The sequence below is a fragment of the Vibrio hepatarius genome, assembly GCF_001274785.1.
GTDB lineage: Bacteria > Pseudomonadota > Gammaproteobacteria > Enterobacterales > Vibrionaceae > Vibrio > Vibrio hepatarius.
In genome coordinates this window covers 1-26,375 of record NZ_LHPI01000001.1, presented here as the reverse complement: position 1 = coordinate 26,375, position 26,375 = coordinate 1, and the positions used below count along the sequence as shown (strand labels likewise).

The following is a 26,375-nucleotide window of genomic DNA, read 5'->3' as shown; positions in this document are numbered from 1 at the left end:
ATACTGGTAGTATCAAAAATAGCAAAACAGTTTTAACTCAGAGTAACAAGCATGGATAATCTAGAGCTAACCAAATACCTCCCCGCATTCCTCAAAACCGCTTCCGCGTTGAGCTTTTCTCAAGCGGCACGCGAGCTCGAGCTCACTCCCGCTGCGGTGAGTAAATCGGTTAAAGCGTTGGAATCTCATCTGGGTGTGCGACTGTTCCATCGAACGACTCATGCACTGTCGTTAACCGAAGATGGTGAAGCGTTTTATCGTTCAGCGTGTCCTGCTGCTCATCAACTTAACCTCTTGTTTGAAAACACCCGCAACCTAAAAACCACGGCTAAAGGACGTTTAAAAGTCACCGTACCTGAAGGCTTTGGCAAACATTATATTTTGCCGCTGGTTGGCAAATTTATTGAGCAATACCCAGAGATTGAGCTCGACTTACACTTGGGCGACCGAGCGGTTGATTTGGTCGAAGAAGGCTTTGATGTCGCCATGGGCAACCGGATTGCCGATGACGTGAATATCGTCGCACGAAAATTAACTAACGTGAAAATAAGCTGCGTTGCATCGCCTTCACTGTTGGAAAAATATGGTACGCCAACCAGTGCAGAAGAGATCGGTGATATTCCGTGCGTGCTGTTTCGCTCTGCAACAACGAGCAAAATAATGAAGTGGCATTTTGTTAACGCCGATGGCGAACTTCAGCTCTATGAACCAGCCAATCCAGTAGTGACGGTGAACAATGTCGAATCGCTGTGTGAGCTAGCCGCTCACGGGGTAGGCATCTCTTTAGTGGCCACTTGGCAAGCCAATGAATACATCAAAGCAGGTAAACTGGTTTCAATCTTACCGGAGTTTAACGTTGAACTTCCCCCGCTGCGCATCTACTACGCATCGAGGGATAACCTACCGGCAAAAGTGCGCGCCTTTATCGACTTTATCGTTGAACACTTGCAAGTCGAGCTATAACCGCCGAGCTACAGGTTTTTCCACGGCGTAAGGTTGCAGCGTCGCGCCATGAAGATGTAGTAAAGGCTCATCAACAATGCGTACGCACTGGTGCCTAACATCACTTCGTTGGCCAGTGTTACGTAAGTCGTAGTGGGTGGATCGTAACGGAAGATCGCACTAAAGGCGAAAAATAACACGAAAAACTCAGCACTTAAGACAAGGAAATTACGCCAAATCGGTTCGTAGTAAGAAGGCCTTACTTTAATGCCCAACTTACGCAAAAATCGGTGGGAAAATGCGTTGTGACTAGAAGAGCGAATGCCCGCACTTTCTAACTCTGCGACAGCTTTCTCTAGCTTAGTTTCGTAACTCATAACTCGTACATCTATCAATAAAAAACAGGAGTCTACTGCATGCCTTGAAAAGCAGCACAGATTAAACTCAAAGTTTTTAAGACGTTAGCAATTAAAGTCGTATCTAATTGTTACTAAGCTCACGCAAAATCTGCAAAACAGCATGCTCTATCTATAATTAACTAAGTTACTAAGGTGGTAAAAGGAAGACCACATGAACACCTTAATTTTGTCCGTATTGCTGCTTTCTACACCCGCTCCCACCGTAGATGCTAGCGCTCTACCACTGAAGTGCCGCTTACTGAAAACCGCTGACAATTTCTGGTTTTACCGCGAGCAAATGATCTACAAAACTGACCAATTTGCGATCTTTCAGAACTTTAAAGGCCGCGCAGTAACGCAAGTAGATTTGAAAACCAGCGAACTGATAAGGACAACGTACATCGGCTCACCCTATGATCCTAAGTACCAGATCTTAATGGGCAAATGCACCGACACTCAGCATGTCATTAAGATGTGGGAAGTCAGCCAACTACCTTATGACAACTAGAGCGTAAGCAGTAAATCCTTCTGATTCACAAGTGTGGATGTTAATTTTATTGCGCCTATAAGATCACAAACTGATAACATTTTCTCCTATTGCGATAATTTCAAATTAGAATAAAAACTCAGCCAATAAAAAAGACAAGGAAGAATGATGGAAGATTTGCTTAAAGGGTTTCCGGTGATCACGGAAATTCCTGTCGCTTGGGGCGAAATGGATGCGCTGCAGCATGTTAATAACGTAGTTTATTTCCGCTACTTCGAAACCGCTCGACTTGAGTACTTCAACGCAATCAACCTGCTTGTGAATTTAGGTCAAAGCCAGATCGGCCCAGTATTGAGCGAAACCAACTGTCGTTACAAACTGCCGATAACCTACCCTGATACCTTGCTGATCGGTTCTAAAGTCATTGATATTCAAGAAGATCGCTTCACGATGGAATATCGCATCGTGAGCAAAAAGCTCGGCAAAGTCAGCACTGTCGGTCAAGCCACAGGCGTGATGTTTGACTTCAAAAACAACTGCAAAGCGACACTGCCAGAATCGATTAAAAACTCGATTCTTGAACTTGAAGCAAAAGCCGATTAATCAATGAACTGGCACTAGCTTGCTCTCCACTAGCCAGTGCCAAATTCGACCACACTTATTTCAGTTGATACTCCTCACTCACCCCACACTCGGCAACAAACTCATCGTCATGGCTAACTAACACAAATGCGCCTTGATATGCCTGTAAAGTGCACGCCAACAGCCGTTTTGAGTCTAAGTCGAGGTGGTTATCAGGTTCATCAAGTAGCAACAGCGGTGATTCGGCTTGGTGTCCGACCACCAGCATTGCCAGCTTCATTTTTTCGCCACCACTGAGCTGTTCAACTAACCGAAATACGCGATCACGACGAAACCCTATCCCCGCCAACAAAGTTCGCGCGTCCGATTCCTGCAATCCAGCGCAGAACAACATCATGTTATCGAGCATTGAACGAGATTCGTCTAGCAAACCGAAATGCTGGTCAAGATAAAACACACTGGCATTCACACGCATTTCGCCACCCACTAAATTTTGCCTACCAGCAATGACATGAAGCAACGTGGATTTACCGCAGCCATTGCGACCGCTTAAGCGTAAGCGAGCTTTTGCACTGAGCTGTAAAGTGATTGGTTGAGTGCTACCAGCTGGCAACTGCGCGTGTATCATCGACACCAACTTGCTGCCACTCTGATTACCCTCGTTCAGGTGCATCTTCTGAGGCTTTAGCCGTTCTTGACGCGCTTGCAAGTCCTGCGCTTTTGCTTGCAGTAAATCCTTGCGACTGGTTTCGTTCTTTAAGCGATTTGAAGCAGCAGCAGTGGCTCGGCTGCGCATACCATTTAGCAATATCTTGGGCTGCCCACCCTGTTTACGGATTTTATTACCTTGAGCGGCGCGTTGCTCGGCCCTTTCTCGGTTCAGTTGTGCTTGCTGCGCCAAATGCTTTTGCTGCTTTTGTACACTCACTACCTGCCGTTCAATCGCGTCAGTTTCTAAATCCTTTTGCCTGCGGTAAAAGTCGTAGTTGCCGCCATACTCGGTCAAACCCAAGCTGCTTAACTCCCAGATATGTTCCATCTCGCGGAGCAATTGACGGTCGTGACTAATCAATAAGATTGCTTGCGGATAATCGCGGATCTGTTGCAATAACCATTCTCGCGCTTGACTGTCTAAGTGGTTGGACGGCTCATCAAGCACCAAAAGACCCGTTTGTGACTTAAACAATCGCCACAGTTGCAGCCTCGCCAATTGTCCACCACTGAGCTGCTGACAGGGAAAGTCAGGGTTATTCGGCAATCCCAAAGCAGCTAATTCATTGCTTAACGCCTGCCTAAGCTGCCATTGTTCACCAACGATATCGAACCACTTTTGGTTGCAGTCGCCAGACTCAATCTGTGTCAGAGCGTCGAGAATATGGTCGAGTTTAAGATACTGCGCGATGGTCGACTCGCTCGACAATAACTCAGAAGGTAACTGGGAATAACTGGCGACGCTGGTGTGCAGCGCGACCGTGCCTTCGGTGGGCATCACTGTTTTGGTTAAGATCTGACTCAGTAGCGATTTACCGATACCATTTCGGCCGATCAAACCCACGCGACGCTGGTTTAAGGTACAAGAGAGCTGTTTAAACAACAGCGCACCGTTATCAAACTGGTAACTAATTTTATTTGCTTGTAGCAATGGCATCATTTGCCTCCTGTTGAACAGGATTAGGCGTAGCAATACAGAAAGGCGCACAAAGCGCTGAAAAAGTAACGTGGTGTGGAAGTTCTGTGTCCGCAATTAAGCGGGAACGAAGCTACGCCGACTAACCCTGTAAATCCGATTAATAAAAGTAAAATTGGATGTCAGGTGTTAGTTGTTCATCGTGGCGTAATCTCCGAGAAAAGTGATGCCGCGAGTATAGGCGTTTTTTTGAGCAAATGGCAAGCCATAAACTAGGGGAAGCGTGTGAACTCCCCCGAATAATTTATTTAGCAATACACATTGGACTGCTGGCAATCGGATCATCGATGACCACAGCGTCAAGGTCAAAGACCTCGTGCAATAGCCGTTCAGTAAACACCTCTTTAGGTGAACCTTGCGCCATTAACTGACCTTGCTTGAGCACCACGAGATGATCGCAGTAGCGACACGCTTGGTTGAGGTCATGCAGCACCACAATCACGGTTTTACCTTGCTCGTTCATTGTACGCATCAGCGCCATCAGTTCGATTTGATGCGACAAGTCAAGATAGGTCGTCGGTTCATCCAGCATGACAATGTCGGTGTCCTGCGCCAGCACCATAGCGATCCAAGCACGCTGACGCTGCCCACCAGATAGCGACTCTACATTCTGCTCAGCAAGTTCTAGCACTCCAGTTTCGATCATGGCTTGCTCGACAATCTTTTTGTCAGCTTGAGATAACCTGCCCCAATGAGACACATAGGGCGAACGACCATATTCGACCAACTTTCTCACCGAAATCCCTTCAGGGCTGACCAACACTTGAGGCAACAATGACAACTGCTGCGCCAACACTTTATCTTTAATTCGACCGAGCGAGGTTTGCTCGATAAAAATCTCACCCGACTTCGGTTTATTGATACGTGAGAGTGTTTTCAGGAGCGTCGATTTACCGCAACCGTTAGGACCAATCAATGCCGTGACTTTGCCTTTGGGGATCGTCACTGACAGATTCTCTATGATGGTGGTGTCGCCATACGCGACGGAGAGTTGCTGTGTCGTGATCATGACCAACCCTTATATCGTTGAAGTAAAAAGATAAAGTAAGGCGCACCAATTAGAGAAGTTAGAACTCCGGCTGGTAGCTCAACTGGCGGTTGTATCCCGCGCGCGACAATGTCGGAAAGCAGCACTAATAAAGCGCCAATCATCGCTGCGCCTGGCAACAACAACTTATGGTTGTGCCCAAATAACATGCGGGCTAAATGCGGAGCGAGTAAGCCAACAAAGCTGATCGTACCGCACACCGAGACACTGACACTCGCCAGTGCCACAGCGCAGACCAACGCCATCAACTGGACTTTGCTTGGCGAGATACCGAGCGAGCCTGCAACCGCTTCTCCTAATCCCATAATGTCCAAACGCCAAGCCAGCCAGAATGCAAGCGGGACTAACAGCACAAGAGTCCACCAGATAAACGGCACTTGGTCCCAGTTTCTGCCCCATAAACTGCCAGTGAGCCAAACCATAGCGGTATTAATTTCGATCGGATTGACGATCATTAAAAAGTCGATGCCGCTGGCAAGAAAGGCACTGATCGCAATACCAATCAACGCTAGCCTCGCTGGAGTAGGACTGGAAAAATATGCCAACACCATAATCATCGCGGCGGCGGCTAAGCCACCCAACATCGCGCTCACCGGTAACATATACAGCGGTGCATCAGGCAAATAGACCAGCAATGCAGTTGCAGCAAGCCCTGCGCCAGCACTGATGCCCATCAGATCAGGCGAAGCAAGCGGATTACGAATGATTCCTTGCACCAAAGCGCCAGACAACCCCAAGCCCGCGCCAACACCTACCGCTAACACCAAGCGAGGAAGCCGGTACTGATTAATAATGAAATCGAACTCGCTGGCAGAAAACAGTGCCTGATAAACTTGAGTAACATCCAAGTCAACCGCACCAATAAATAGACTGACGCCACCGAGTAGCAGTAACAAAATAAGCATCGCCGTTAAACGAAAATTGAGCGTCATAACTTGCTCCTTACCGCGAGGAGAATAAAGCATGGCGTACCTAGTAAGGCTGTGATCACACCGACGGGGGTTTCACTCGGGAAAGAAATCGCGCGAGAAAAGCCGTCCGCCCACACCAATAATGCCGCGCCGCATAAAGCGCTGGCCGGAATCAACAACAAAAAATTACTGCCGACTAACTTACGGGCGATATGCGGGATCAATAAACCGACAAAACCGATGGGGCCAGCCACGGCAACACTCGACGCAGTCAGCAATACAATCGCAACGCAAGCCAAAATACGGGTTCGGCTCAGGTTTAACCCCAGTCCTGTAGCGACATCATCCCCAAGCGCGAGTAAGTTAAGCGGTTTGGCGATGCTCATCGCAAGCCCTAGCCCGAGCACGCTGACAGGCCATAATTGATGCCACTGCTGCCAGCCGATATTGGCCACCGTACCCGATAACCAATAGATCACGCTGTACGCCATATCATCAGCCAAAATAACCGAGGCGCGTGTCACGCCAATCAGCAACGCATTGACCGCAATGCCGGCCAAAACCAACTTAAGTGGATGCGGCCGAGGGGAGAAAAAACCGCCCAATATCATCACTAATCCGCCGCTCAGAACCCCACCTAAAGCGGCGACAAGCACACCGGGAATATCAACAAAAAATCCAAAGCCAACACTCGCCAACGCCATAAAGCACGCCGCACCAGCGTTAATACCCAGCACAGACGGTGACGCCAACGGATTGCGAGTGAGTCCCTGCATTAATACGCCAGCGACAGCAAGGTTTGCGCCGATCACCAAACTGGCATACACGCGAGGCGCTCGCAGAGTGGCAAGGATTTGTTGTTCCATACTGCTAGTATCAAACTCAGACAGATAGCCCACCAGATGGTGAAACGAGAGCGTAAAACTAGACCAAGCGAGCATAGAAAAGCAAAAGCCGGCAATTGGAATGCCGGCGAGAAACGCCCAAGTCGTGGGCCGCGAGATTGCGCGTATCATAGATAGTCAGAATCGTTAGTTAGCCAGAATCGTCTCGAGATTTTTCGCGATGCCTTCAGCGGCTAACATGCCACGGTTTAGTGACCAAAGCTCTCGTGAAACGTTCACTGAACGCGCATTTTGGCTCACTTTCAGCATCTTAAATAGCGGGTTCTTCTGCCATTCATCGACCACCGTTTGTCCCGACGATGCGCCTAGTAATAACCAATCTGGATTCACTTTTAACAGTTGCTCAAAACTGGTTGGCAGATACGCCTTTTCGGTTTGATCAGGAATCGGGCTATTGAGGCCAAGCTGGCTAATTACACCACCCGCGTATGAGGCAGGACCATGCATCCACATGCCTTTATCGTTGACCACAGCAAACTGAATAGTATCTTGGCTGGAGAAGCGAGTTTTGTATTCCGCTATCACCGCTTTGTGCTTTGCGATGCGCGCTTGCATCTGTTGCTCTTTGTTAACTGCAATCCCAACTAGTGCAGCCGACTCGAGGTTTTCTTGGTACGTCTCGCCACGGCTTTTCAGCAATAGCGTTGGCGCAATACGAGATAAATCTTGGTACACCGCGGGGTGGCGCTCTGCGTCGGCGATAATCAGATCAGGTTTAAGCTCGGCAATCACTTCAAGGCTTGGTTGAGAGCGCATCCCAACCGACGTCCAAGGTTCAATTGCCGCACGCACCGATGGAATGACACGTTCGCTATTTTTGTCGTCAGCAACGCCGACAGGAGAGACGCCAACCGCCGCTAACGCGTCAACAAAGGAAAACTCCAGCGCAACAATGCGCTGCGGTGTGCCAGAGATAGTAAACGTACCTTGCTCATCTTGAATCGTACGCTCAGCGGCAGAAACAAAGGCGGTAGAAAAAAGAGACGCGACGAAAAACAGCTTTACAAGCAATCCTTTAAGCATGTGAGATATCCATTATCAAAATTAATTGCGTGCATACTATTCAAATAATAAATGATAATCAATATCAAACTCATCCTCAAAGTCATTTATTGATAAAGCTCTCGCTACGAAAGAGTCAGTCGAGCTGTTTCACAGTGATCCTGTTACCGAACTCAAAGACTTTTTCCGCACACACGTCGATACAGCGTCCACAACTGATGCAGTCCTGACTCATCACTCGGCGGTCGCCTTCTTTAAGTGGCTGCCTGATTACTTCTGGTTCGGGACATACATAGTAGCAATCCATACATTTAGTGCAGTCTTCGCGGCGAACCGCCGTTACGCGCAGTAAGCTCTTACGGCCAATCACACCATACGTCGCGCCTAGCGGACACAAATGACCACACCAGCCGTGTTCAACCAGTAACAAATCCAACGCAAACACTAAACCGATCAAAATCCAGCCTGCGCCCATACCAAACACCAATCCGCGGTGAAGCGTCGCAACCGGGTCTATCCACGCCCACAGCACAGTGCCGGAAACCGCGCTGCCAACCAGCAGAACCGGAATCAACCAATAACGAATTTTAGGCGACCAACGATAACTGGTTTTTAAATTCAACTTACGTCTCAACCACGCCGCTAAATCTGTCACGATATTGAGCGGACAAACCCAAGCGCAAAACGCTCGTGGACTGATTAGAGCGTAAAAAACCACCACCACCGCAAAACCAATCAGTGCGGTTAGCTCCGGCATATGTCCCGCGGCGAGTGATTGGAGAATGATCAGCGGGTCACTAAATGGGATCACGTCAAACAAGTTACTCGAGGAGAGATTCCCTTTGAGAATGCCGACGGTCGGCCCAGCGATAAACAGTCCGATGATGGTTAGCTGGCACAAGCGACGAAGAATCAAAAAACGGTGGGCACGCCACCAGCCCAGCTCGCGTATCGCGTCTCTTCCGGCATCTTTTGCTAAGTTCTTGGCCATTACAACTTACCTCCCAAGCTCTCTAACGCATCAGCGGGAACTTCAGGCGCGGAGTTCTCTAACGGTTTGGTCAACTCTTCCCAGCCGAGTTGATAGTGTGCGCCCATTTTGCCTTTCGCCAGTTCGGTTGGAATGATCTTAATCGCCGCAATTTCGGTGACACATGCCTGTTCGCATTTTCCGCAACCAGTGCATTTATCCGAGTGTACGGTCGGAATTAGCTTGGCGTGATAACCCGTACGTTCATTGCGCACGTGCTCTAAGGTGATCGCTTCATCAACCAAGGGGCAGACACGATAGCAAACATCGCATCGTAACCCTTGCCAGTTAAGGCAGCTTTCATGGTCAATCAGTACTGCGGTGCCCATACGTGCATCATCAATATTGGTTAGATTCGGATCCAGAGCACCAGTTGGACAAACGGGCACACACGGGATGTCTTCACACATCTCGCACGGGATCGCTCTGGCGTTAAAGTAAGGCGTGCCTGACTCGACCGACGAAAGCAAAGTCGCGAGTTTCAGCGTATCGTAGGGACAAGCCTGCACACACAATCCGCAACGAATGCAGGCTTTTTCAAATTCGCCTTTGGCCAACGCGCCAGGTGGTCTGACTGGCACACCTGATCCGCCTCGTGCCTGACTTTGTGTCGATTGCAGACCCAGCACCGTCGCTGCTGCCCCAACGCCCACAGCGGTTCGCGCCGCATCGCGAAGAAAACGGCGTCGACTTTCCGATGTTTTCGATTTCGACGAACTCATAACCCACCACCTTAGCCATCATCCAGTTCAACTTGGTGACAGGATGACGTATTCATTGCCTCAGTTAAATTTAGCAACCACAAACTATTTATGGGTATTTTCTTCAGTGATTTGAAGTGGCGATATACCCCTAAAGAGGTGTATCCAAGCAGGATTGATACTTATCAATAAAGCAAAGTGATTAGGCGCTCATATTAACGAATTAACCCATCGACCAAACCAGACAGGGATGACTTATTAACCTCACCGAAATAACTGCATAGTGAGTTTTTTGTCACACGAACTTTCCTTGCAAGAGGGTATCCTTATAGAATGTATGGTTTTATTAAATCTGCGAGGGATGACATGATTGAAATAATCATCGACGGAAAATACCGAATTGTTGAAGAAGGCTCGACCTTGCTCGAAGCCGCTAAAGTCTGTGGTGTAGACATTCCTTCACTGTGCGGATTAAACAAATCAGACGAAAAAGTGCCTTGCGATTTGTGCATGGTTGAAGTAGAAAGCGGCGGTATGCAACGTGCCTGTGAGCTGAACGTATATCGTGGACTGAACGTGAAAACGCAGTCTGACGCACTTAGCACACACAGAAAGCAAGCACTCAACCGCATCATGCAAGACCACTACGCCGACTGCGAAGCGCCGTGTAAAACTGCGTGTCCAGCGGGTGTCGACATCCAATCCTACCTCTATTTCATCGCACAGAACGACCATCAGAAAGCGATCGAAATCATCAAACAAACTCTGCCGATGCCGCTATCGATTGGCCGTGTATGCCCAGCATTTTGTGAAAGTGAATGCCGACGCGCTTTAGTCGATGAGCCGATCGCCATTCGTCAGTTGAAACGTCACGCCGCAGATGCGGATCTTGCCGCGCACGAAGCGTACGTCCCCGAGAAAAAACCAGCCAAACCGTATTCGATTGCGGTTGTTGGTAGCGGTCCTGGTGGGTTAACGGCAGGTTATTATCTGTCGAACGAAGGTTATCAAGTCACCGTTTTTGAGGCGATGCCAAAAGCTGGCGGTTGGCTGCGCTACGGCATTCCTGAGTACCGATTGCCAAAAGACATCCTCGACAAAGAGATCGAGTTAATGTGTCGCAACGGGATGACAATCAAAACCAATCAGAAACTCGGCGAAGATTTTACTCTGTCACGCTTGAGTGAAGAATACGATGCCGTCTGTCTCGCCGTAGGCGCGTCACAAGCGGTCGAAATGCATTACCCGGGCAGTGAGTTAAAAGGCTGCTACTTGGGCGTTGATTATCTCAAAGACTACGTCACCGAGCAGCAATACAAAACCGGTCAAAAAGTCGCGGTAATCGGTGGCGGTAACACCGCGATCGACTGCGCGAGAACCGCTCGCCGAGCTGGCGCCGAAACCACGCTTATCTACCGTCGAACCCGCGAAGAGATGCCCGCGGAAGATTACGAAATCGAAGAAGCCGCGCACGAAGGGGTCAACTTTTTATTCTTGACTAACCCCGCGGAAAACCTCGCCGACGAGCACGGACATGTTCAGGCGATCCGACTTGAACGTATGGCTTTAGGTGAACCCGACTCTTCCGGTCGACGCCGACCTGAAGCCACCGGCGAGTATTTCACAGAAGCATTTGATACTGTGATTGCCGCAGTGTCGCAAAAACCCGATTTAAGCTTTTTGGATAACGACGATTTGTCGATTCCACTCACGCGCTGGAATACGTCTGAATCCGACGATTTCACCATGCACACCGGAACAGGCAATTTATTCAGTATCGGGGATTTTCGCCGCGGTCCAGCCACCGCGGTAGAAGCGGTCGGCGACGGCAGAATCGCCGCCAAAGCCATCGACCTGTTCCTCAACGGGGATATGGCGGACATGCCAAGACCGGCGTTCAACTCACGCAAAGAGAAAAAGCTTTCGCAGGTCGACCCACTTCAGTTTGAGAATATTCAGAAATTTGCTCGCACCATCATGCCAGAGCTGACGCCCGCGCAACGAGAGCAGAGCTTTGCCGAAGTCGAGCTAGGTTTTGATAACCATGATGCGATCCAAGAAGCAGCGCGTTGTCTGGAATGCGGTTGTCAGGCCAATACCAGTTGTGACCTGCGCGACTACTCGACCGAATATGGCGCAGAGCAACACTTTAACCACTCGGTGGAAATCAAAGACCACCAAGACTGGTTGAGCTTACGAGCCAAAGACCCACGGCATAAATTCTCGGTTGACCGCAGCTCGCAGTTTATCGAGTTTGACGCCAACCGCTGCATCAGTTGCGGTCAGTGTATTCAAGCCTGCCGCGAACAAGCGGTGCACGGCGTGCTCAACTTTGTCACCGACCAACATGGTCGCCCCGCTCTCAGACCAGATGACCGTCCGCACTTTGGTTCTAACAAGAACGGCAAAGTGGCGATGGGCGATTCACAATGCGTGCAATGCGGCGCGTGTGTACAAGCCTGTCCGACAGGCGCTATGGTCGATAGCCGCGATAAATCGCAAGGTCGCAGTGAAACGCTGAAAAAAGTCGATACCATCTGTACCTACTGCGGTGTGGGCTGCAAACTCACCATGCACGTGGATGAAGCGGCCAACACGATACGTTATGTCACGGGAGCCAACTCACCAGTAAACCAAGGAATGTTGTGTGTCAAAGGCCGCTTTGGTTTTGACTTTGTTGCCAACGATGCGCGCCTGACTACGCCACTGATCCGCAAAGATGGTTGGCTACAACCTGCTAGCTGGGACGAAGCCATCCAGTTGATTGCCGATAAGTTTACCGCGATTAAACAAGGCTTTGGCGGCAATGCACTGGCAGGGTTCTCTTCGGCAAAAACCACCAACGAAGATAACTACGCGTTCCAAAAATTTATTCGCCGCGAGTTAGGAACCAACAACGTAGACCATTGTGCGCGCTTGTGCCACGCCTCCAGTGTGACTGGGTTAGAAGCCTCGCTAGGTAGCGGTGCGATGACCAATGACATTCCGAGTATCAAACACTCGGATGTCATTTTTATCATCGGTTCAGATACCACTTCTGCACACCCGATCATCGCATCACACATCAAGCAGGCGATTCGCCACCACGGCGCTCGTCTTATTGTCGCCGACCCAAAACGAATCGATATGGCGGAACACGCCGAGTTGTATCTCTCCCATAGACCAGGCACCGACGTGATGCTGCTTAACGGCGTGATGCAGCAAATCATCAAGCACGGATGGTATGACCTTGAGTACATTGAAGAGCGTGTCGATGGTTTTGATACGTTGCTGCAAGAAGTGATGTCCCCTGCCTACGCGTTAGATAAAGTCGCGTTGGTGACAGGGGTGAGCGCCGATGACATTTTCGCAATGGCGCGAATGATCGGTACTGCAAAACGCACTGCAGTTTATTACTCCATGGGTATTACCCAACACACAACGGGTCACGACAATGTGCGCTCGATAGCCAACCTGCAATTGCTGTGTGGCAACATTGGTATCGAAGGCGGTGGGATTAATCCACTGCGTGGTCAGTCAAACGTGCAAGGCGCATGTGATATGGGCGCGTTGCCTAACTGCTACCCAGGCTATCAAAAGGTCTACAACCCGCTAGTCAGCCAGAAGTTTGCGATTGAATGGAACGCGCCCGATCTACCAAGTGAACCGGGGCTGACGCTGACGGAAATTATCGATGCGGCATGCAAGCGCGAAGTTCGTGGCATGTACATCATGGGTGAAAATCCGGTCTTAAGTGACCCGAACCAAGCACACGTCATCGAGGGGTTAGAAGCGCTCGATTTCTTAGTAGTACAAGACATCTTCCTGACCGAAACCGCTCAGTACGCCGATGTGGTGCTGCCGTCATGCTCGTTTGCTGAGAAATCAGGGCATTTCACCAACACCGAACGTCGTGTACAACGGATTAACCCAGCGGTGAGAGCACCGGGCGAAGCGAAAGAAGATTGGTGGATCATCCAACAAATCGCCAATGCGATGGGCGGAGACTGGCATTACAACAAGGTTGCCGACATCACCGCCGAGATCTCGCGTGTTACGCCACAGTACGCCGGATTACTGTGGAACAGCATTACACCAGATGGTGTGCAGTGGCCGAGCAACAAAAACAACCCGAATGGCACTCGCATCATGCACCAGACCCAGTTTACCCGCGGCAAAGGGCAGATGGTTGGTGTACCGTTCCGCTATGCCGCTGAGCTGCCGGACGAAGAGTACCCGCTAGTGCTGACGACCGGACGTGTGCTGGAGCAGTTCCATACCGGAACGATGACGCGCAAAACCAAAGGATTGGACAAACTGGCTGGGCCAAGAGCGATGATCAGCGTGCAGGATGCCGAAGCTCTCGGCATCAGCAATGGTCAAAGACTGCGCGTTTCTACCCGTCGTGGTGAGATTGAAATTGACGCATTTGTGACCAAGCGAATCCAACAAGGGGTGATTTTTATTCCGTTCCATTTTGTCGAATCGCCAGTCAATCGTTTAACCACTACAGCCACTGACCCACACGCTAAGATCCCTGAGTTCAAAGTGGCGGCGGTCAAAGTAGAGCCTTTAGTTGAGTGCACGGAGCAAGCAGCACAAGTTCACTAACTCTACTTACTCCAACGCCAAAGCCAGCTCATTTGAGCTGGCTTTTTTAATTCGATCATCGCGTTATTTAATTAGCGAGAGTATCGCTTTAAACTCTGGTTTTCGGCAGTCTTTCACCAGTTCGTACAAACACATTTCCAGTCCGGTTAATTGAGCACCTTGGCTAACCAATTTATTAATCCCCAACTGTTTGTTTTGTATTGTTCGCGAAGAAACACAATCCTCAACGAGCTGCACTTCATAATTTTGTTTTATTAAGCTCATCGCGGTTTGATAAACACAAATATGAGTTTCAATTCCACACACCAGCCATGTTTCAATATCAGCTCGATGAATCGCTTGCATAACTTCGGGTTCTGCGTAGCCATCAAAGGTAAATTTAGTTATTGCTTTTTGCTCAGAAAGCAAAGTCGATAACTCTTCAACTGTTGCTCCTAATTTCTCAGGGTTTTGCTCTAGCCAAACAATCGGCAAACCTAATATCTGCGCCCCCTTAATTAACTTAGCGCAATTCTCAATCAATAAATCACTGTCGTTTACAATCCTTGCTAACTTGCCTTGCACATCGACAACGATAAGTCCGGTGTTATTTTTATTTAACATTATTATTCCCTTCACCAACTTGTTGTATTTATTAAAACACGAGGATTGAGATAACAGCTTAATCAATCACGGATTTTTGTTGAACGCTAAGTATAGTTGGACTTTCTGCCAACCAGAAATATCACTTTAAAAAAAGAGGGAACTTATACTTTAGGTGCCTGTCTCACGAACGTTATCTGTCACAAGTTTCGCATCAATTTGCGCTTAAAGGTGGTCAAATTCCCACTCCAAAACCTCACTTTGTCCCTTTCTTTGTAGGGGGTATAGGCAAATTCTTACAAAAAACAATAAAACACCGTTCGAAACCAATTGAACACCGTACAAAACAATCTCTACAATCCAACCAACAAATTCAATGACTTACATATAAAAACAGAGTCAATGTGTCTAAAAATTTATTCTTTTATAATAAAAAGTTATTATTTTACTAGTCGTTTATAAGAAAATTCCTATCATAGCAACATAATTACAACACCGAGCGACTTCTTATGGTTTATTTAAGTGATGACAGCAAACTGGGTAGAGGAACAACCAGAACTTGTTATCAGCATCCTGAGAATGAAAATTTATGCATTAAAGTGATGCACAGTCATTCAAAGCTGAAAATAAATTTCTTGGAATTCAAATTTTACCAGAAGCTAGCAAAAAAAAAGGTTCCTCTAGAACATCTACCTCAATGCTATGGTTTCGTTGAAACCAATTTAGGTAAAGGGTTGGTCTACGAAAGAATAAAATCTGATTATGCGGATAATCTTGAGCAAATTGTCAAACGTCGACTTTTGCCAAAGAACAAGATTATTTCGATGTTAAAGGACTTAGAGAATTACTGCTTAGACAATATTATTAGCATGTGTGACCGTGGACTGAGAAATATAATTCTAAGCAAAGATAAGTTGTATTATATTGATGGCATTATTACCAATAAAAAACGCAAGTCATTTTTATATACTGGTTTATCTTTCCTTTCTCGTAGAAAAACACGCAAGACAATTCGAACCATGATTAATACTTTGGAACAGGAGTATTAATAAATGGGACAGTGGCATCGAAATATGAGGATTTCCTCGTGGACGATGCCACTGTTTGATTACGCAGTCTCTAACTCTACTAGGCAATCAATTCTGTTCATCACGCCATTTTCAATCATGAAAAATGCGTCTTGCGGTAAATCTTGCTCCCAGACTTGCTCGTAACTCATATCCATCAAAGCGCCGCGCAATACTGCACCTGTCAGCGCGTGGCTAATCACCACAACATCGCCATCAGCAGGTAAGTCATTAAGCCAAGACAACAGTCTCGCTTTCACCGACTGGTACGACTCTGATTGCGGTGCCTGAAGATACCAATCGCTTTGTGACAACAAGTTAGGCTGCTCTACCACTAGGCTAGGGATGGTTCTTTGCTCCCACTCCCCTAACGCAAACTCTTTGAGTCTTTCGTCTTGCACGATTTCAGAAGCACAGTGACCAACTTGTTCACACACAATCGTCGCCGTCTGAACGGCACGACCTAACGGGCTGGCATACACTCGATACGTTCGCTCACCCAGATATTTACTTAGCTCTGTCCCCACGCTGCGCGCCTGAGCCAGTCCTTTATCGGTTAATGGTGAGTTGCAGTGTCCTTGGAGTTTTTGCTCCGCGTTAAACTGTGTTTGACCATGTCTTAATACAAATATTCTTCTTGTCACTTTGATTCCCTATCTTCGGCTGTAGCCCATAAAAAATATCGTAAATACTACGATGGTGCAAAAAGCCGGATTTGGGTCAATTTTGACTCGCAGGCAAGGCTTGAATCATTGTTAGCGCGCAGCGCTCGCCCACTGCTTCTGAACTCTGTGCATGCTTTTGCCGACTAAAACGATCAGCACTGCGCCAATCAATACAGGCGTGAAGATAAAACTCCAACCTTGCCCAGCCAACATAATCAACATTGGGTTCGCACCTGCAGGTGGATGAGTCGTTTTGGTTAATAGCATTACGCTCACACCCAAACCTGTCGCCAAAGCCAAGGTCAACGGAGTCACTCCCACATATTGGGTAAAGGCGACGCCAATGATCGCCGTTAGCAAATGACCGAAAATTACGTTCTTAGGCTGGGCTAGCGGGCTATCTGGCACGCCAAACACCAGTACCGTCGTTGCGCCGAAAGGGGCCATTACCAATGCGACTTCACTCATCGACACTTCCAAAAATGACAGTAGGCCTATCGCCAATGTAGCTCCAATTCCAGCAATAACCGACACGTTTAATTGATTCATAGTTTGCTCCTTAAAAAGTAGACCAATCTGTCTACAAAATTAAAATAGACAAGTTGGTCTACTTTTGTCAAACTGTTTTTAAACGCGGAGGATTTATGAGTAAAAAGCGTCAGTTGCTGATCGATACAGCGCTCGATCTGTTCTATAAAAATGGGATTAACTCGATTGGCATCAACGAGGTATTGAAAGTCTCAGGGGTGGCAAAACGTACGCTCTATACACACTTTGACAGTAAAGAAGCACTGGTTTTGGCGGCGCTGATACAAAGACATCAGATTTTCTGCACTTGGTTAGCCGACCAAATCGCCGACTCAAACGATGATCAGCAGCTGATAGAAAACCTATTCAAGGCACTTGAGCGATGGTTTAACAGTGCAGAAGCGGCGCTAGGCGACTTTCGCGGTTGTTTCTTTATCAATACCGCCGCGGAATTTAGCGATGTGAACAGCGAAATCACTCGCTATTGCGCGCAGCACAAACAAACGGTACGAGAGATCATTCAACGTCAAATGCACACAGATAACCCACTGTTGTTGGATGCCATTTGCCTGCTAAAAGAAGGCGCGATCACAACAGCGTACATGACAGGGCAAGGGAAAGATGCAAGTGCGAAGAGCATCCAGATTCTGAACGCTCTGCGACAAGAGTCGTCTAAGTAGTGCTGACCTAGTTAATCGACGTGAATTTCAGTTTTCGGATACTCAGCGTGTTGAAACATCAGCTCAATGTCACTTTTCAGCACGCGACTTTCAGACAAAGGCGGTAGCTCATCCAAGGCGAAAAAGCCGATATCTGAAATCTCGATATTGGTCTGTGGCTGACCAGATTCAAAGCGACAAAGGAAAAACATCTTGTAGATATGCTGCGGGTATTTGGGTAGGTAAGGATGCACATCGCGGTCTTTAATCGCCACCAGTTTGGGGTCGCTGACGTGATAACCGGACTCTTCCAGCACTTCTCGAACAACACCTGTCGACGGCGTTTCACACACGTCTGCCCAACCACCCGGCATGGTCCAGCAGTCATCTTCCCGCTCACGAACTAAGAGGATCTTACCGTCTTTGATCACACCTGCGCGTAAGTCTACTTTGGGTGTCGGATAACCAACCTCTGGCACGAAAAGCTGCTCGACTCGTTCCACCGACGTATTCGCTAACTGCGCGATCATCTGGTGCGAAATTCTGGAAATTTCGTCGAAACGCTCTAGATCGAACTTGTCTTTTGAATAGGCCTGCCCCGCTTGGCTTAACGCCTGCAACTGCTTAGCCCAATTCATCCATTGGCTCATGTTTCCTCCCCGTTTTCGTCTTAGACTGTAAGTCGAGCGATCACTTATCTGATGGATGTGCTATCCCATCAACAATCTTAACCGGTTCCAGTTCATATGGATTGACGCCTTCTAAGCATGCGACATTGATGGCAAATTGATGCGGATTAGAACGGCGTTGGTGGTGTGTGTAGATACCACAAGTCTTACAGAAATAGTGTTTCGCTGTCATGGTATTGAATTGATACAAAGTCAGATTTTCTTCTCCCTGAACAATTCGAAGGTTTTCCAGCAATACAGACGCGGCAATTGCACCTCTTTTACGGCACATCGAACAAGTGCAACGCCTTGGGTCTTCCAAGCCATTAGGCATCGTCAGTTCAAGGACCACCGCACCGCAGTGACAACTCGCTTTATGTACTGGTTTGATTTCCATATCTTAGCTCCTTGATCAGCTACATAAACTGCAGCACTAAACAGGTAATGAACGCAGGCATACCCGCGATAAACAACACAAAGCCAGTTTGATAGTTTTGGCGGTAGTGTTGTTGTTGCTCTTGATCGAAATCGTGTCCTTTGACCATGCTGTAAACTTTATCGGTGCGTGAATTATCCAAACGTGTCGTTTTACTGTGGATTCCACCTTCCCACATCAGCTTGGCGCAAATCCAAATTACGATGACGATAAAAAACAGAAAATCGATAAGATTGGTCGCTTTGAAAAACGCCACATATTGGGAAAGGACAAACACCACTAAGGCGGCCGCGAGATTGATCAACACGACTGTTTTTAACAGATGCAACAACTCAATACCTCCATTTAGCCCAGCATGCGGCACGTGCTGAGTGTGTCAGTACAGCCTAGTTCACTGACAATGACATCATTTTGTAGTCCGAATCGTTAAAGCCAATTTTTTCGTACGCTCGTTTGGCGATTGCATTGCTTTTGTGTACATAGATTCGTAACTCGAGTCCGCCTTTACGACGCATCTCATCTTCAACCACATTAATCAGCTTGCCCATCAAACCTTGTCCACGATACTCCGGTTTGATGTACATACTTTGTATCCACCAATAGTAACCTGCGTTCCAGTCACTCCATTCTTTGACCGCTGAAACGTTGCCACAAGGACAATCATTCTCGTCAACAAGCACCCAATAAGTCGCGATCGAACTGTCATGTAACGCAGCGCTGATTCCTCTTTCAAGCGTCTCTGGAATCTTAGTAACATTCTCAGCTTCGCGCGCTTCTTCTACAGTAAATTCAATGAGATCCGGTAGATCACTTAAGTCGGCTTTTCTTACTTCCATCATCTGCACTCCTTGCTAGGATTTTTAGTCGAGTATTTATTTCCTGCTCAACCACTTTGCCTGATAAAAAGTCGCTTAGTCTACGCTTTCTGGTCAGCGAATTGTGTGAAAGTACGATAGTTTGAACTGAGTCATCTCATGGATAGCGCGTATCTAGTTTTTTGTTGACCTAAATCACTGGTGGATCACGAAATTCTCTTAGTCACCTCGAAATCACTTCCACGCTGTAGCTGATTTCAATCGCTGGTTTGAGCATCAGACTCACGTGGCAATGGTGACTAACGGCTTGTTGTGCAGCAGAGCTTAATAAGCCGGTAGGGGTGCCTATCTCTTTGGCACTAAATTGCAGTTTGGCGGATTGATACAACCGTGCTTCATCATCGGTCAGAGTATAGGTTAGCTTATTGCTCAGTTGCTCAACATCAACGCCATGTTCTTGTAAATAGAGCACCACATCGGTAGCGCCGCATGACCCGAGCGCAGAAAGTAAACTTGGTCAGACAAGGAGCTACACCATTTTCTACATCCACCAGCAATTGCGATCCATTGCTGGTGGTTACGTTAAACTGACACGCTATTTGGATAGTCATATACTACTTTTTAAACAATGTATCCTTTCTTTTAGTATCCAATTATGTACCGGCTATACTTGGGGATAAATTTCTTGAAAGCCTTAGCAACGAGAATACAGAAAAGAGAAACGAAAACTACATATATGCACCAAATAAACCAAGAGTTATTGTTTAAAAATGGCAAATTTAACTTAACAGTGAACCATATTAAAAATGGATGAATAAAGAAAACTGTAAAACTTGTTGATGCGATAGCATGGATATATTTGTTGTTATAATCTTCGAACCTGTTCAATAGTATCATAAAGAAAAAACAAAGAAGTATTTTTTGAATATACATCAAATCTATCGATGAAATTTCAAATGCTTCTTTATGATAATTACCAACAACTCCAATGTTTACTTGAAGCAATGCTATGACTATAGCTAAAAATATCATGTATACTTCTTTCCCGTTTAGGTAATCATATATCTTATCTCGATAAATTGACACTGTTATCCCAATTAGATAAATGGGCGTATAATATATTAAACTCTGCAGAACAAAGATGTTAGCTATAGGCCTGTGAATAACCATAGAGACTATTGACATAGCGACTATCACGCCTAACTTGTACTTGAGCCTTACTTTAATAAAATAAACATGCAAAGGCGAAGAGATAAAAACTAACATAATGAAAGGTATATACCAATACGCAGTCAAAAAACGACCTGACGAATAATACTTTAGTGCAGGTATAACATATTCATAAAACAGGCCAGTGCCATTTGGAAGAAAATAATCCCCAAATACATCCTTCTTCATATACACATATAAAAAAACAGGTAAAAACCCAAGAACCAAATATGGTACAAGAACATTCTTAACTTTACCTAAAACAAACTTACTATATTTAAATTTTGGGTAAAAAATATAATGGAACAAAAAACCAGATATAAAAACAAATAATGCAGTCCCACCTTGAATTAAATTAACGACGACTTTTTCTACTATACTGTCGATTTCTAAACCAGTGACACCAAACGAATGGCCTGCGACAATCAATAATATCGCAATTGCTCTAAAATGATTAAAAGAATTAATATGCAAAGCATCCTCCAAAGTGATACCAACATCAGCATTAATAACAAAACAAGTTGCTAATAGTTTCATTCAAAAAGCAAATGTGAGGATAAGCCCATTAATAGAGTTTATAGAACACCAGCTTTGTTTGGCATAGTACCTTTAGGAGCAAAAGTATCTAGGAAAAATATATTTTTATTTGAAGAGTTAAATTAATGAGACACTTTTGCAACTTTGTTCTTAAATCTTATTAGCCAATAATCATTTTATAAACCACTGTTGTCGAGTGATACGATACAAACAGTGGCGTTCTAGTGGATGGCCCGCCTCGAGCTTTGGGTGGTTAAAATCCTGTCCGGTATTTTCCATTCCTAACTTCTGCATGACTCGCTGCGACGGTTGGTTAGGAAGCGCAGTAAAGGCGTACACCTCTGAACGCTTCAAGTGATTAAACGCAAACTCCAACACCTTGTCTGCCGCTTCCGGAGCGTAACCAAAACCCCAAAATTCAGCGGCTAATCGCCAGCCGATTTCAACAAAAGGTGCGTTTGGGATACCGCTGTTTTCATCTTGATAATGCAAGCCAACAAACCCGATCAGCTGCCCGGTGGCTTTCAACTCCACCGCCCAAAACCCCCAACCACGCTCCGTGATTAAACGGCGCATTAAATCTACCTGATCATCGCTTTGCTGCTTGGTTAATGTGTGGGGGAAGTAGCGCATGACATTACTGTCTGAGCATAGCTTTGCGTAAGGCTCATAATCACTTTTTTGCCAATCTCTGATTCGTAAACGTTCAGTTTCCATCATAGTATGCACCTTTATGCTCAACAGGGACTGATACTCTACCTACTTCACTCTTCAACCCCAAGCCTTGTTTAAGAAATCTTCAGTAGTGAGGGGGAAAGCGTGCCCAGACTAAAGTTCCGCGTGGGTCATTATTGCTTTTATTATCAGAAGCGATAGAATCCCTACGCTACTTAGCAAACGTTTAATTTATTCTCAGGGCGGGGCGAAATTCCCCACCGGCGGTATACCTGTTTTAGGTGAGCCCGCGAGCGCTCGATTCGTCGAGGTCAGCAGATCTGGTGAGATGCCAGAGCCGACGGTTATAGTCCGGATGAGAGAGAATGAAAACACACCAACGCTTTAGGTCTATTGGCCTAATAGGTTTGGTGTATTTCGTTTTGACTGAAGTATGGAAAATTGCATTGAGTTTATGTCTATCTGTGTGCCTAAGGCACGAGATAGATGCGTCAAACTTTCACAGATGTGTGGTTGTGCTTTGAGCACCCCGCATAGGTTTTAGTGCGTGTTTTTGACCCATTCTTCAATCCTCATGTATGCCCTGATTCTGGTGATATTTAGGAGTAACCATGAATCAGTCATCACTACTTGCCGAATTCGGCGACCCAATCACTCGCGTTGAAAACGCACTGTTCGCACTTAAAGAAGGCCGTGGCGTTCTGCTTCTTGACGATGAAGATCGTGAGAACGAAGGCGATATTATCTATTCTGTCGAGCACCTTACCACCGAGCAAATGGCTCTGATGATCCGCGAATGCAGCGGCATTGTGTGTCTGTGCTTGACGGAAGAACAAGCGGACAAACTTGATTTGCCACCGATGGTCGTGAACAACAACAGTGCGAACCAAACTGCGTTTACCGTTTCTATCGAAGCAAAAGTCGGTGTGACCACAGGTGTGTCTGCACAAGATCGTGTAACAACGATTAAAACTGCAGCGAACCCAACCGCTCAACCAACAGACCTTGCTCGTCCAGGCCACGTTTTCCCATTACGCGCGCGCAAAGGCGGTGTGATGACCCGTCGCGGTCACACAGAAGGCACTGTGGATCTCATGCAAATGGCAGGGCTACAACCTGCTGGCGTATTGTGTGAGTTAACCAACCCAGACGGTTCAATGAGCAAAACGCCGGAGATTATCGCTTTTGGCAAACTGCATAACATGCCAGTGTTGACCATCGAAGACATGGTTGAATACCGCAAGCAGTTCGATTTGAAACTCGCTTAATCCATCAAGGCCAAGCTGATAAACTTGGCCTTTTGGTTATCATTTTAAAAGCGACCCCATCTTGGCAAACCATTTCGACAACCACATCATCCGCCTCATAGAGCAAGACCCAATCAGGCGTGAAGCTCTAGAGCATGTCGCAAGCCTTCATTTACCCGATTGCTATCTTGCCGCGGGTTTTGTTCGCAATCTGGTGTGGGATCATTTGCATCACAAGACCCAAGCAACACCACTCAACGATGTCGACGTGATCTACTTTGACGCAGATGAGTCCAAGGACGATACCCACCTCATATACGAAGCAGAGCTGACGCGCCGAATGCCGACGCTCAACTGGCAAGTTAGAAATCAAGCAAAGATGCACCAAAGAAATGGTGACGCGCCCTACTCCAATTCACTGGATGCGATGAGCTATTGGCCAGAGAAGGAAACAGCAATTGCGATCAGGCAGAACAAAAAAGGCAGCTACGAGTGTATTGCTGCCTTTGGTTTTGAGTCTTTGTTTGCGCTTAAGATTAGTCACAATCCCAAGCGTTCTCTCGCGGTCTTTGAACAACGTGTTACTTACAAGCAATGGCGAACTATATGGCCAAAACTAACCGTTGTGACTCACTCTAGTTAAGACGCTGTAGAGCTTGCTTCGATTGGTTTACTTTGCGCTTGACTGCTTTTGATTGAAAACAATACCAACAACGCAAAAGCGATCAGCGACGAAACCAAACTCACGTACAAGGTGCTGTAGTAGTTAAACAGTTCACCGACAAAGCCCACCGATAAGCTCGCAACCAACATCGCGATGTTCATCATACTCGAGAACAGAGTTGACGCTGTGCCTAATCGGTCACGCATCATATCTTGCAGCACTACCATACCAAGGGTGGCGCATACACCGATGTAGAAACCATTTAACAGCTGTGCCACTAACATCGCTGAGAATGACGTATTAAACATCATCACCAAATAGAACACACAACCAATCGCCACACCGAGCGTCATCACCTTAATCGCGCCAAACTTTTCAGCCATCTTGCCCGCACTCAACATCACCGGGATTTCAAACGCAGCCGCCGCACCGAACAACAGCCCGAGCCAACTTGGATCGACTTTTAGCTCCTGCGATAAATAAAGCGGCATACTGGTGATGTAGAGGTTATTCGCAGCAAAGGTACACACAACGATCACGCAATAAAGCACAATCATGGCGCTGATTCCCCCCGACATCGGAACAGGCTGATCGCTTTGCCCTACTTTGGTTTCTTTCGTCACAACGCTGGATGGAAGATACTTAATAATCACTAAAATAGCGAAACTGACCACGGCGGCAGACACACTAAATGCCGCACCAAAGCCATAACTTGCCTTCAACATAAACGCAGCAGGAGGGCCGAAAACCCAAGCAATCGCGATCCCTGCACGCATCGTGGAGAGGAAAGTAGTGCTGTCTTTGACATAGCGGTCGCCATACTCTCGCCCTAACGCAAATAGCTGACCAAACGACGCACCACTTACGCTACCAAACACCGTTGCGACAGCCACGGCGGTCCAGTAGTCACGCACAAAAATAAAACTCATCACAGTGACCAAATAACAACTGAGCGAGACGATTAAAATCGTTTTTCGTTGCCAGTTACGATCTGATTGTCTCGCAATCAACTGCGATACAATCACAGAACTGACAATCGCTATCACCATGTAGACGCTGAGCATCATAGGCTCGGCGCCTAATGCTTCAACAATGAATAAGCTTGATAGCGGGTAAAAAAATGCACCGCATAGACCAGTGACGAATGCGGTAAGTACAAACAATAAAGCGGTTTTGTCTTTAAACATTTAGGCTCCTCTAAGCGAATGACCACTTTGTTACTACCTGGTCAGTCTACTCAAATATCAGTTATGCAATTGATAGTATTCGACCCACCTCTAATACTAATCATTCAAGATAACGAGTTACTTTGACAGCAGAGAAACAGCTGATCTAGCCTAAGCGGCGAAAGTCAGGAGCAACGAACATGAAACCATTTATTGAAAACGTCCTTAACGCCACCAGTAGCGACTGGACGGTGCGTGAGTACCACTGCCGAGTGCATAAACAAGAGTTTTCATGTTCGTGGCACTACCACAATGAGTACGAGTTGGTGCTTTATCAAGACCCTCACGGCGTGTTCAACGGCAGTTATCTTGCTGGTGATGCCATTGGCGAAATCCACCACAACACCGCCTTACTTTATGGTCCGGGATTACCCCATATGCTGACGGGACAAATTCTGGGGACAGAAGAAAAAGCGCACCATTCGATCATCGTCTGGTTTAAGCAACCTTGGATAGAAAAGCTGCAAGCCACGATCCCTGAAGCGCGCCACATTAAACGCTTATTGGAGCAAGCTTCTTACGGCGTAAAATTCAGCACGGGCACATCGCAAAAGGTCGCGAAATTGTTATCAGGGATAGAGGCCATCGAGCGCCAATATCAGGCTGTTCGCGTAATCGAAGTACTACTGCTGCTTTCTAATGATAGCGAGTACTTACGTCTTTCCTCTTCTCCATACCGACTGAAACAGCTAACTGGAGATCAAGACGCTTATCAAAAGGTCGAACGCGCGACTCGATTTATCGAAGAAAACTACAACGCATCGATAAAAATATCTGACTTATGTAAGGCGCTACACATCAGTGAAAGCTCTGCCTACCGACTGTTTGAAAAGCATTATGGGATGAGTTTTTCTGACCACGTGAAGCAATTTAGAATCGGCAAAGCCTGCGAGTTACTCGCCAGCACATCGTTACCTATTTCACTCATCGCAGAAAGAACCGGATTTCAGAACCTGTCTAATTTCAACCGTCAATTCAAAGCGGTCAAAGAGATGACGCCGAGTACATTTAGAAGTCGCTTCTAGCGCAAAGTCAGAGATAAGCAAAAATGAGATCTTGCTTCGGGCGGGTTTTTGCTCATGCGGGCAACTTATTGCTCGATTTAAGCAACTTA

At 46.9% G+C, this 26,375-nt stretch carries 28 protein-coding genes and 1 riboswitch; of the genes, 9 read left to right on the top strand and 19 right to left on the bottom strand.

Annotated features, from left to right (window positions below):
* Positions 1–51: 51 nt before the first annotated feature.
* On the top strand, positions 52–963 hold the full coding sequence (locus tag AKJ31_RS00140) for a LysR family transcriptional regulator (RefSeq protein WP_053407068.1): 912 nt from the start codon (positions 52–54) through the stop codon (positions 961–963).
* Between the two features lie 8 nt (positions 964–971).
* Here the strand turns inward: AKJ31_RS00140 and AKJ31_RS00135 are convergent, their stop codons facing one another.
* Positions 972–1,319: a DUF6404 family protein gene (locus AKJ31_RS00135; RefSeq protein WP_053407067.1), complete on the bottom strand. Its 348-nt coding sequence runs from the start codon at positions 1,317–1,319 to the stop codon at positions 972–974.
* Between the two features lie 193 nt (positions 1,320–1,512).
* Here AKJ31_RS00135 and AKJ31_RS00130 point away from each other — a divergent pair, with 193 nt between their 5' ends.
* Positions 1,513–1,848, top strand: a complete 336-nt coding sequence (locus AKJ31_RS00130) for a hypothetical protein (RefSeq protein ID WP_053407066.1) — start codon at positions 1,513–1,515, stop codon at positions 1,846–1,848.
* A 147-nt stretch (positions 1,849–1,995) separates the two neighbouring features.
* Positions 1,996–2,430, top strand: a complete 435-nt coding sequence (locus AKJ31_RS00125) for an acyl-CoA thioesterase (RefSeq protein ID WP_053407065.1) — start codon at positions 1,996–1,998, stop codon at positions 2,428–2,430.
* A 55-nt stretch (positions 2,431–2,485) separates the two neighbouring features.
* On the opposite strand, the gene AKJ31_RS00120 is transcribed toward AKJ31_RS00125, so the two are convergent.
* The 7 genes from AKJ31_RS00120 to napG form a co-directional block, all read right to left on the bottom strand.
* Positions 2,486–4,057: an ATP-binding cassette domain-containing protein gene (locus tag AKJ31_RS00120; RefSeq protein ID WP_053407064.1), complete on the bottom strand. Its 1,572-nt coding sequence runs from the start codon at positions 4,055–4,057 to the stop codon at positions 2,486–2,488.
* Positions 4,058–4,340: 283 nt separating this feature from the next.
* Positions 4,341–5,105: a Fe(3+) dicitrate ABC transporter ATP-binding protein FecE gene (gene fecE, locus AKJ31_RS00115; RefSeq protein WP_053407063.1), complete on the bottom strand. Its 765-nt coding sequence runs from the start codon at positions 5,103–5,105 to the stop codon at positions 4,341–4,343.
* On the bottom strand, positions 5,102–6,076 hold the full coding sequence (locus AKJ31_RS00110; RefSeq protein WP_053407062.1) for an iron chelate uptake ABC transporter family permease subunit: 975 nt from the start codon (positions 6,074–6,076) through the stop codon (positions 5,102–5,104). Before AKJ31_RS00110 ends, fecE begins: the two co-directional genes overlap by 4 nt.
* Positions 6,073–7,071, bottom strand: a complete 999-nt coding sequence (locus tag AKJ31_RS00105; protein ID WP_072161195.1) for a FecCD family ABC transporter permease — start codon at positions 7,069–7,071, stop codon at positions 6,073–6,075. The genes AKJ31_RS00110 and AKJ31_RS00105 overlap by 4 nt, the downstream gene beginning before the upstream one ends.
* Positions 7,072–7,086: 15 nt before the next feature.
* Complete coding sequence (locus AKJ31_RS00100) at positions 7,087–7,983, bottom strand: Fe(3+) dicitrate ABC transporter substrate-binding protein (RefSeq protein ID WP_083439934.1); 897 nt, start codon at positions 7,981–7,983, stop codon at positions 7,087–7,089.
* 115 nt (positions 7,984–8,098) lie between these two features.
* Positions 8,099–8,953 (bottom strand): quinol dehydrogenase ferredoxin subunit NapH, encoded by an 855-nt coding sequence (gene napH, locus AKJ31_RS00095; protein WP_053407061.1) that lies wholly within the window; start codon positions 8,951–8,953, stop codon positions 8,099–8,101.
* Positions 8,953–9,714, bottom strand: coding sequence for a ferredoxin-type protein NapG (napG, locus tag AKJ31_RS00090; RefSeq protein ID WP_053407060.1), 762 nt, complete (start codon positions 9,712–9,714; stop codon positions 8,953–8,955). Before napG ends, napH begins: the two co-directional genes overlap by 1 nt.
* A 345-nt stretch (positions 9,715–10,059) precedes the next feature.
* Here napG and fdhF point away from each other — a divergent pair, with 345 nt between their 5' ends.
* Positions 10,060–14,283, top strand: coding sequence for a formate dehydrogenase subunit alpha (fdhF, locus tag AKJ31_RS00085; protein WP_053407059.1), 4,224 nt, complete (start codon positions 10,060–10,062; stop codon positions 14,281–14,283).
* Between the two features lie 63 nt (positions 14,284–14,346).
* On the opposite strand, the gene AKJ31_RS00080 is transcribed toward fdhF, so the two are convergent.
* Positions 14,347–14,886, bottom strand: a complete 540-nt coding sequence (locus tag AKJ31_RS00080; RefSeq protein WP_053407058.1) for a hydrolase — start codon at positions 14,884–14,886, stop codon at positions 14,347–14,349.
* A 488-nt stretch (positions 14,887–15,374) separates the two neighbouring features.
* On the opposite strand from AKJ31_RS00080, the gene AKJ31_RS00075 reads away from it, so the two are divergent.
* Positions 15,375–15,914 carry a YrbL family protein gene (locus tag AKJ31_RS00075; RefSeq protein WP_053407057.1) on the top strand — a complete coding sequence of 180 codons (540 nt, stop codon included), beginning with the start codon at positions 15,375–15,377 and terminating at the stop codon, positions 15,912–15,914.
* Between the two features lie 59 nt (positions 15,915–15,973).
* Here AKJ31_RS00075 and AKJ31_RS00070 read toward each other — a convergent pair whose 3' ends face one another.
* A complete protein-coding gene (locus AKJ31_RS00070; protein WP_053407056.1) occupies positions 15,974–16,576 on the bottom strand; it encodes a histidine phosphatase family protein in 603 nt (200 codons plus the stop codon).
* A gap of 111 nt (positions 16,577–16,687) precedes the next feature.
* Entirely contained in the window at positions 16,688–17,146 is a 459-nt protein-coding gene (locus AKJ31_RS00065; protein ID WP_053407055.1) for an HPP family protein, read from the bottom strand.
* Between the two features lie 95 nt (positions 17,147–17,241).
* Here AKJ31_RS00065 and AKJ31_RS00060 point away from each other — a divergent pair, with 95 nt between their 5' ends.
* Positions 17,242–17,805, top strand: a complete 564-nt coding sequence (locus AKJ31_RS00060) for a TetR/AcrR family transcriptional regulator (protein WP_053407054.1) — start codon at positions 17,242–17,244, stop codon at positions 17,803–17,805.
* An 11-nt stretch (positions 17,806–17,816) separates the two neighbouring features.
* Here AKJ31_RS00060 and AKJ31_RS00055 read toward each other — a convergent pair whose 3' ends face one another.
* The 7 genes from AKJ31_RS00055 to AKJ31_RS00025 form a co-directional block, all read right to left on the bottom strand.
* Entirely contained in the window at positions 17,817–18,434 is a 618-nt protein-coding gene (locus tag AKJ31_RS00055; RefSeq protein ID WP_053407053.1) for an NUDIX hydrolase, read from the bottom strand.
* Between the two features lie 40 nt (positions 18,435–18,474).
* Positions 18,475–18,849, bottom strand: a complete 375-nt coding sequence (locus AKJ31_RS00050; RefSeq protein WP_053407052.1) for a GFA family protein — start codon at positions 18,847–18,849, stop codon at positions 18,475–18,477.
* Positions 18,850–18,868: 19 nt separating this feature from the next.
* Complete coding sequence (locus tag AKJ31_RS00045) at positions 18,869–19,219, bottom strand: hypothetical protein (protein ID WP_053407051.1); 351 nt, start codon at positions 19,217–19,219, stop codon at positions 18,869–18,871.
* A gap of 55 nt (positions 19,220–19,274) precedes the next feature.
* Positions 19,275–19,727 carry a GNAT family N-acetyltransferase gene (locus AKJ31_RS00040; protein WP_053407050.1) on the bottom strand — a complete coding sequence of 151 codons (453 nt, stop codon included), beginning with the start codon at positions 19,725–19,727 and terminating at the stop codon, positions 19,275–19,277.
* Positions 19,728–19,926: 199 nt separating this feature from the next.
* Positions 19,927–20,178, bottom strand: coding sequence for an OsmC family protein (locus tag AKJ31_RS23385; protein WP_245639006.1), 252 nt, complete (start codon positions 20,176–20,178; stop codon positions 19,927–19,929).
* Between the two features lie 167 nt (positions 20,179–20,345).
* Complete coding sequence (locus AKJ31_RS00030) at positions 20,346–21,449, bottom strand: acyltransferase family protein (RefSeq protein ID WP_245639005.1); 1,104 nt, start codon at positions 21,447–21,449, stop codon at positions 20,346–20,348.
* 171 nt (positions 21,450–21,620) lie between these two features.
* Positions 21,621–22,169, bottom strand: a complete 549-nt coding sequence (locus tag AKJ31_RS00025; RefSeq protein ID WP_053407049.1) for a GNAT family N-acetyltransferase — start codon at positions 22,167–22,169, stop codon at positions 21,621–21,623.
* Between the two features lie 184 nt (positions 22,170–22,353).
* A riboswitch (FMN riboswitch) is annotated at positions 22,354–22,495 on the top strand.
* A 240-nt stretch (positions 22,496–22,735) separates the two neighbouring features.
* Between AKJ31_RS00025 and ribB the strand changes: the two genes are divergently transcribed.
* Complete coding sequence (gene ribB, locus AKJ31_RS00020) at positions 22,736–23,392, top strand: 3,4-dihydroxy-2-butanone-4-phosphate synthase (protein ID WP_053407048.1); 657 nt, start codon at positions 22,736–22,738, stop codon at positions 23,390–23,392.
* A 61-nt stretch (positions 23,393–23,453) separates the two neighbouring features.
* On the top strand, positions 23,454–24,014 hold the full coding sequence (locus AKJ31_RS00015) for a nucleotidyltransferase family protein (protein WP_211263022.1): 561 nt from the start codon (positions 23,454–23,456) through the stop codon (positions 24,012–24,014).
* Here AKJ31_RS00015 and AKJ31_RS00010 read toward each other — a convergent pair.
* Positions 24,011–25,222: a sugar efflux transporter gene (locus AKJ31_RS00010; protein WP_053407046.1), complete on the bottom strand. Its 1,212-nt coding sequence runs from the start codon at positions 25,220–25,222 to the stop codon at positions 24,011–24,013. The two genes, AKJ31_RS00015 and AKJ31_RS00010, sit on opposite strands and share 4 nt — an antisense overlap.
* A 179-nt stretch (positions 25,223–25,401) precedes the next feature.
* Between AKJ31_RS00010 and AKJ31_RS00005 the strand changes: the two genes are divergently transcribed.
* Positions 25,402–26,286 carry a helix-turn-helix domain-containing protein gene (locus tag AKJ31_RS00005; protein ID WP_053407045.1) on the top strand — a complete coding sequence of 295 codons (885 nt, stop codon included), beginning with the start codon at positions 25,402–25,404 and terminating at the stop codon, positions 26,284–26,286.
* The last annotated feature ends 89 nt before the right edge of the window (positions 26,287–26,375 follow it).

What these genes read in the sequence shown, in the direction of transcription:
- napG (WP_053407060.1), bottom strand. Translation starts at nt 9,714, where the DNA reads ATGAGTTCGTCGAAATCGAAAACATCGGAAAGTCGACGCCGTTTTCTT.
- AKJ31_RS00130 (WP_053407066.1), top strand. Translation starts at nt 1,513, where the DNA reads ATGAACACCTTAATTTTGTCCGTATTGCTGCTTTCTACACCCGCTCCC.
- AKJ31_RS00125 (WP_053407065.1), top strand. Translation starts at nt 1,996, where the DNA reads ATGGAAGATTTGCTTAAAGGGTTTCCGGTGATCACGGAAATTCCTGTC.
- AKJ31_RS00100 (WP_083439934.1), bottom strand. Translation starts at nt 7,983, where the DNA reads ATGCTTAAAGGATTGCTTGTAAAGCTGTTTTTCGTCGCGTCTCTTTTT.
- AKJ31_RS00075 (WP_053407057.1), top strand. Translation starts at nt 15,375, where the DNA reads ATGGTTTATTTAAGTGATGACAGCAAACTGGGTAGAGGAACAACCAGA.
- AKJ31_RS00050 (WP_053407052.1), bottom strand. Translation starts at nt 18,849, where the DNA reads ATGGAAATCAAACCAGTACATAAAGCGAGTTGTCACTGCGGTGCGGTG.
- AKJ31_RS00110 (WP_053407062.1), bottom strand. Translation starts at nt 6,076, where the DNA reads ATGACGCTCAATTTTCGTTTAACGGCGATGCTTATTTTGTTACTGCTA.
- AKJ31_RS00080 (WP_053407058.1), bottom strand. Translation starts at nt 14,886, where the DNA reads ATGTTAAATAAAAATAACACCGGACTTATCGTTGTCGATGTGCAAGGC.
- AKJ31_RS00105 (WP_072161195.1), bottom strand. Translation starts at nt 7,071, where the DNA reads ATGATACGCGCAATCTCGCGGCCCACGACTTGGGCGTTTCTCGCCGGC.
- AKJ31_RS00140 (WP_053407068.1), top strand. Translation starts at nt 52, where the DNA reads ATGGATAATCTAGAGCTAACCAAATACCTCCCCGCATTCCTCAAAACC.
- AKJ31_RS00005 (WP_053407045.1), top strand. Translation starts at nt 25,402, where the DNA reads ATGAAACCATTTATTGAAAACGTCCTTAACGCCACCAGTAGCGACTGG.
- fecE (WP_053407063.1), bottom strand. Translation starts at nt 5,105, where the DNA reads ATGATCACGACACAGCAACTCTCCGTCGCGTATGGCGACACCACCATC.
- ribB (WP_053407048.1), top strand. Translation starts at nt 22,736, where the DNA reads ATGAATCAGTCATCACTACTTGCCGAATTCGGCGACCCAATCACTCGC.
- AKJ31_RS00060 (WP_053407054.1), top strand. Translation starts at nt 17,242, where the DNA reads ATGAGTAAAAAGCGTCAGTTGCTGATCGATACAGCGCTCGATCTGTTC.
- fdhF (WP_053407059.1), top strand. Translation starts at nt 10,060, where the DNA reads ATGATTGAAATAATCATCGACGGAAAATACCGAATTGTTGAAGAAGGC.
- AKJ31_RS00120 (WP_053407064.1), bottom strand. Translation starts at nt 4,057, where the DNA reads ATGCCATTGCTACAAGCAAATAAAATTAGTTACCAGTTTGATAACGGT.
- AKJ31_RS00030 (WP_245639005.1), bottom strand. Translation starts at nt 21,449, where the DNA reads ATGAAACTATTAGCAACTTGTTTTGTTATTAATGCTGATGTTGGTATC.
- AKJ31_RS00010 (WP_053407046.1), bottom strand. Translation starts at nt 25,222, where the DNA reads ATGTTTAAAGACAAAACCGCTTTATTGTTTGTACTTACCGCATTCGTC.
- napH (WP_053407061.1), bottom strand. Translation starts at nt 8,953, where the DNA reads ATGGCCAAGAACTTAGCAAAAGATGCCGGAAGAGACGCGATACGCGAG.
- AKJ31_RS00065 (WP_053407055.1), bottom strand. Translation starts at nt 17,146, where the DNA reads ATGAATCAATTAAACGTGTCGGTTATTGCTGGAATTGGAGCTACATTG.
- AKJ31_RS00040 (WP_053407050.1), bottom strand. Translation starts at nt 19,727, where the DNA reads ATGATGGAAGTAAGAAAAGCCGACTTAAGTGATCTACCGGATCTCATT.
- AKJ31_RS00025 (WP_053407049.1), bottom strand. Translation starts at nt 22,169, where the DNA reads ATGATGGAAACTGAACGTTTACGAATCAGAGATTGGCAAAAAAGTGAT.
- AKJ31_RS00135 (WP_053407067.1), bottom strand. Translation starts at nt 1,319, where the DNA reads ATGAGTTACGAAACTAAGCTAGAGAAAGCTGTCGCAGAGTTAGAAAGT.
- AKJ31_RS00055 (WP_053407053.1), bottom strand. Translation starts at nt 18,434, where the DNA reads ATGAGCCAATGGATGAATTGGGCTAAGCAGTTGCAGGCGTTAAGCCAA.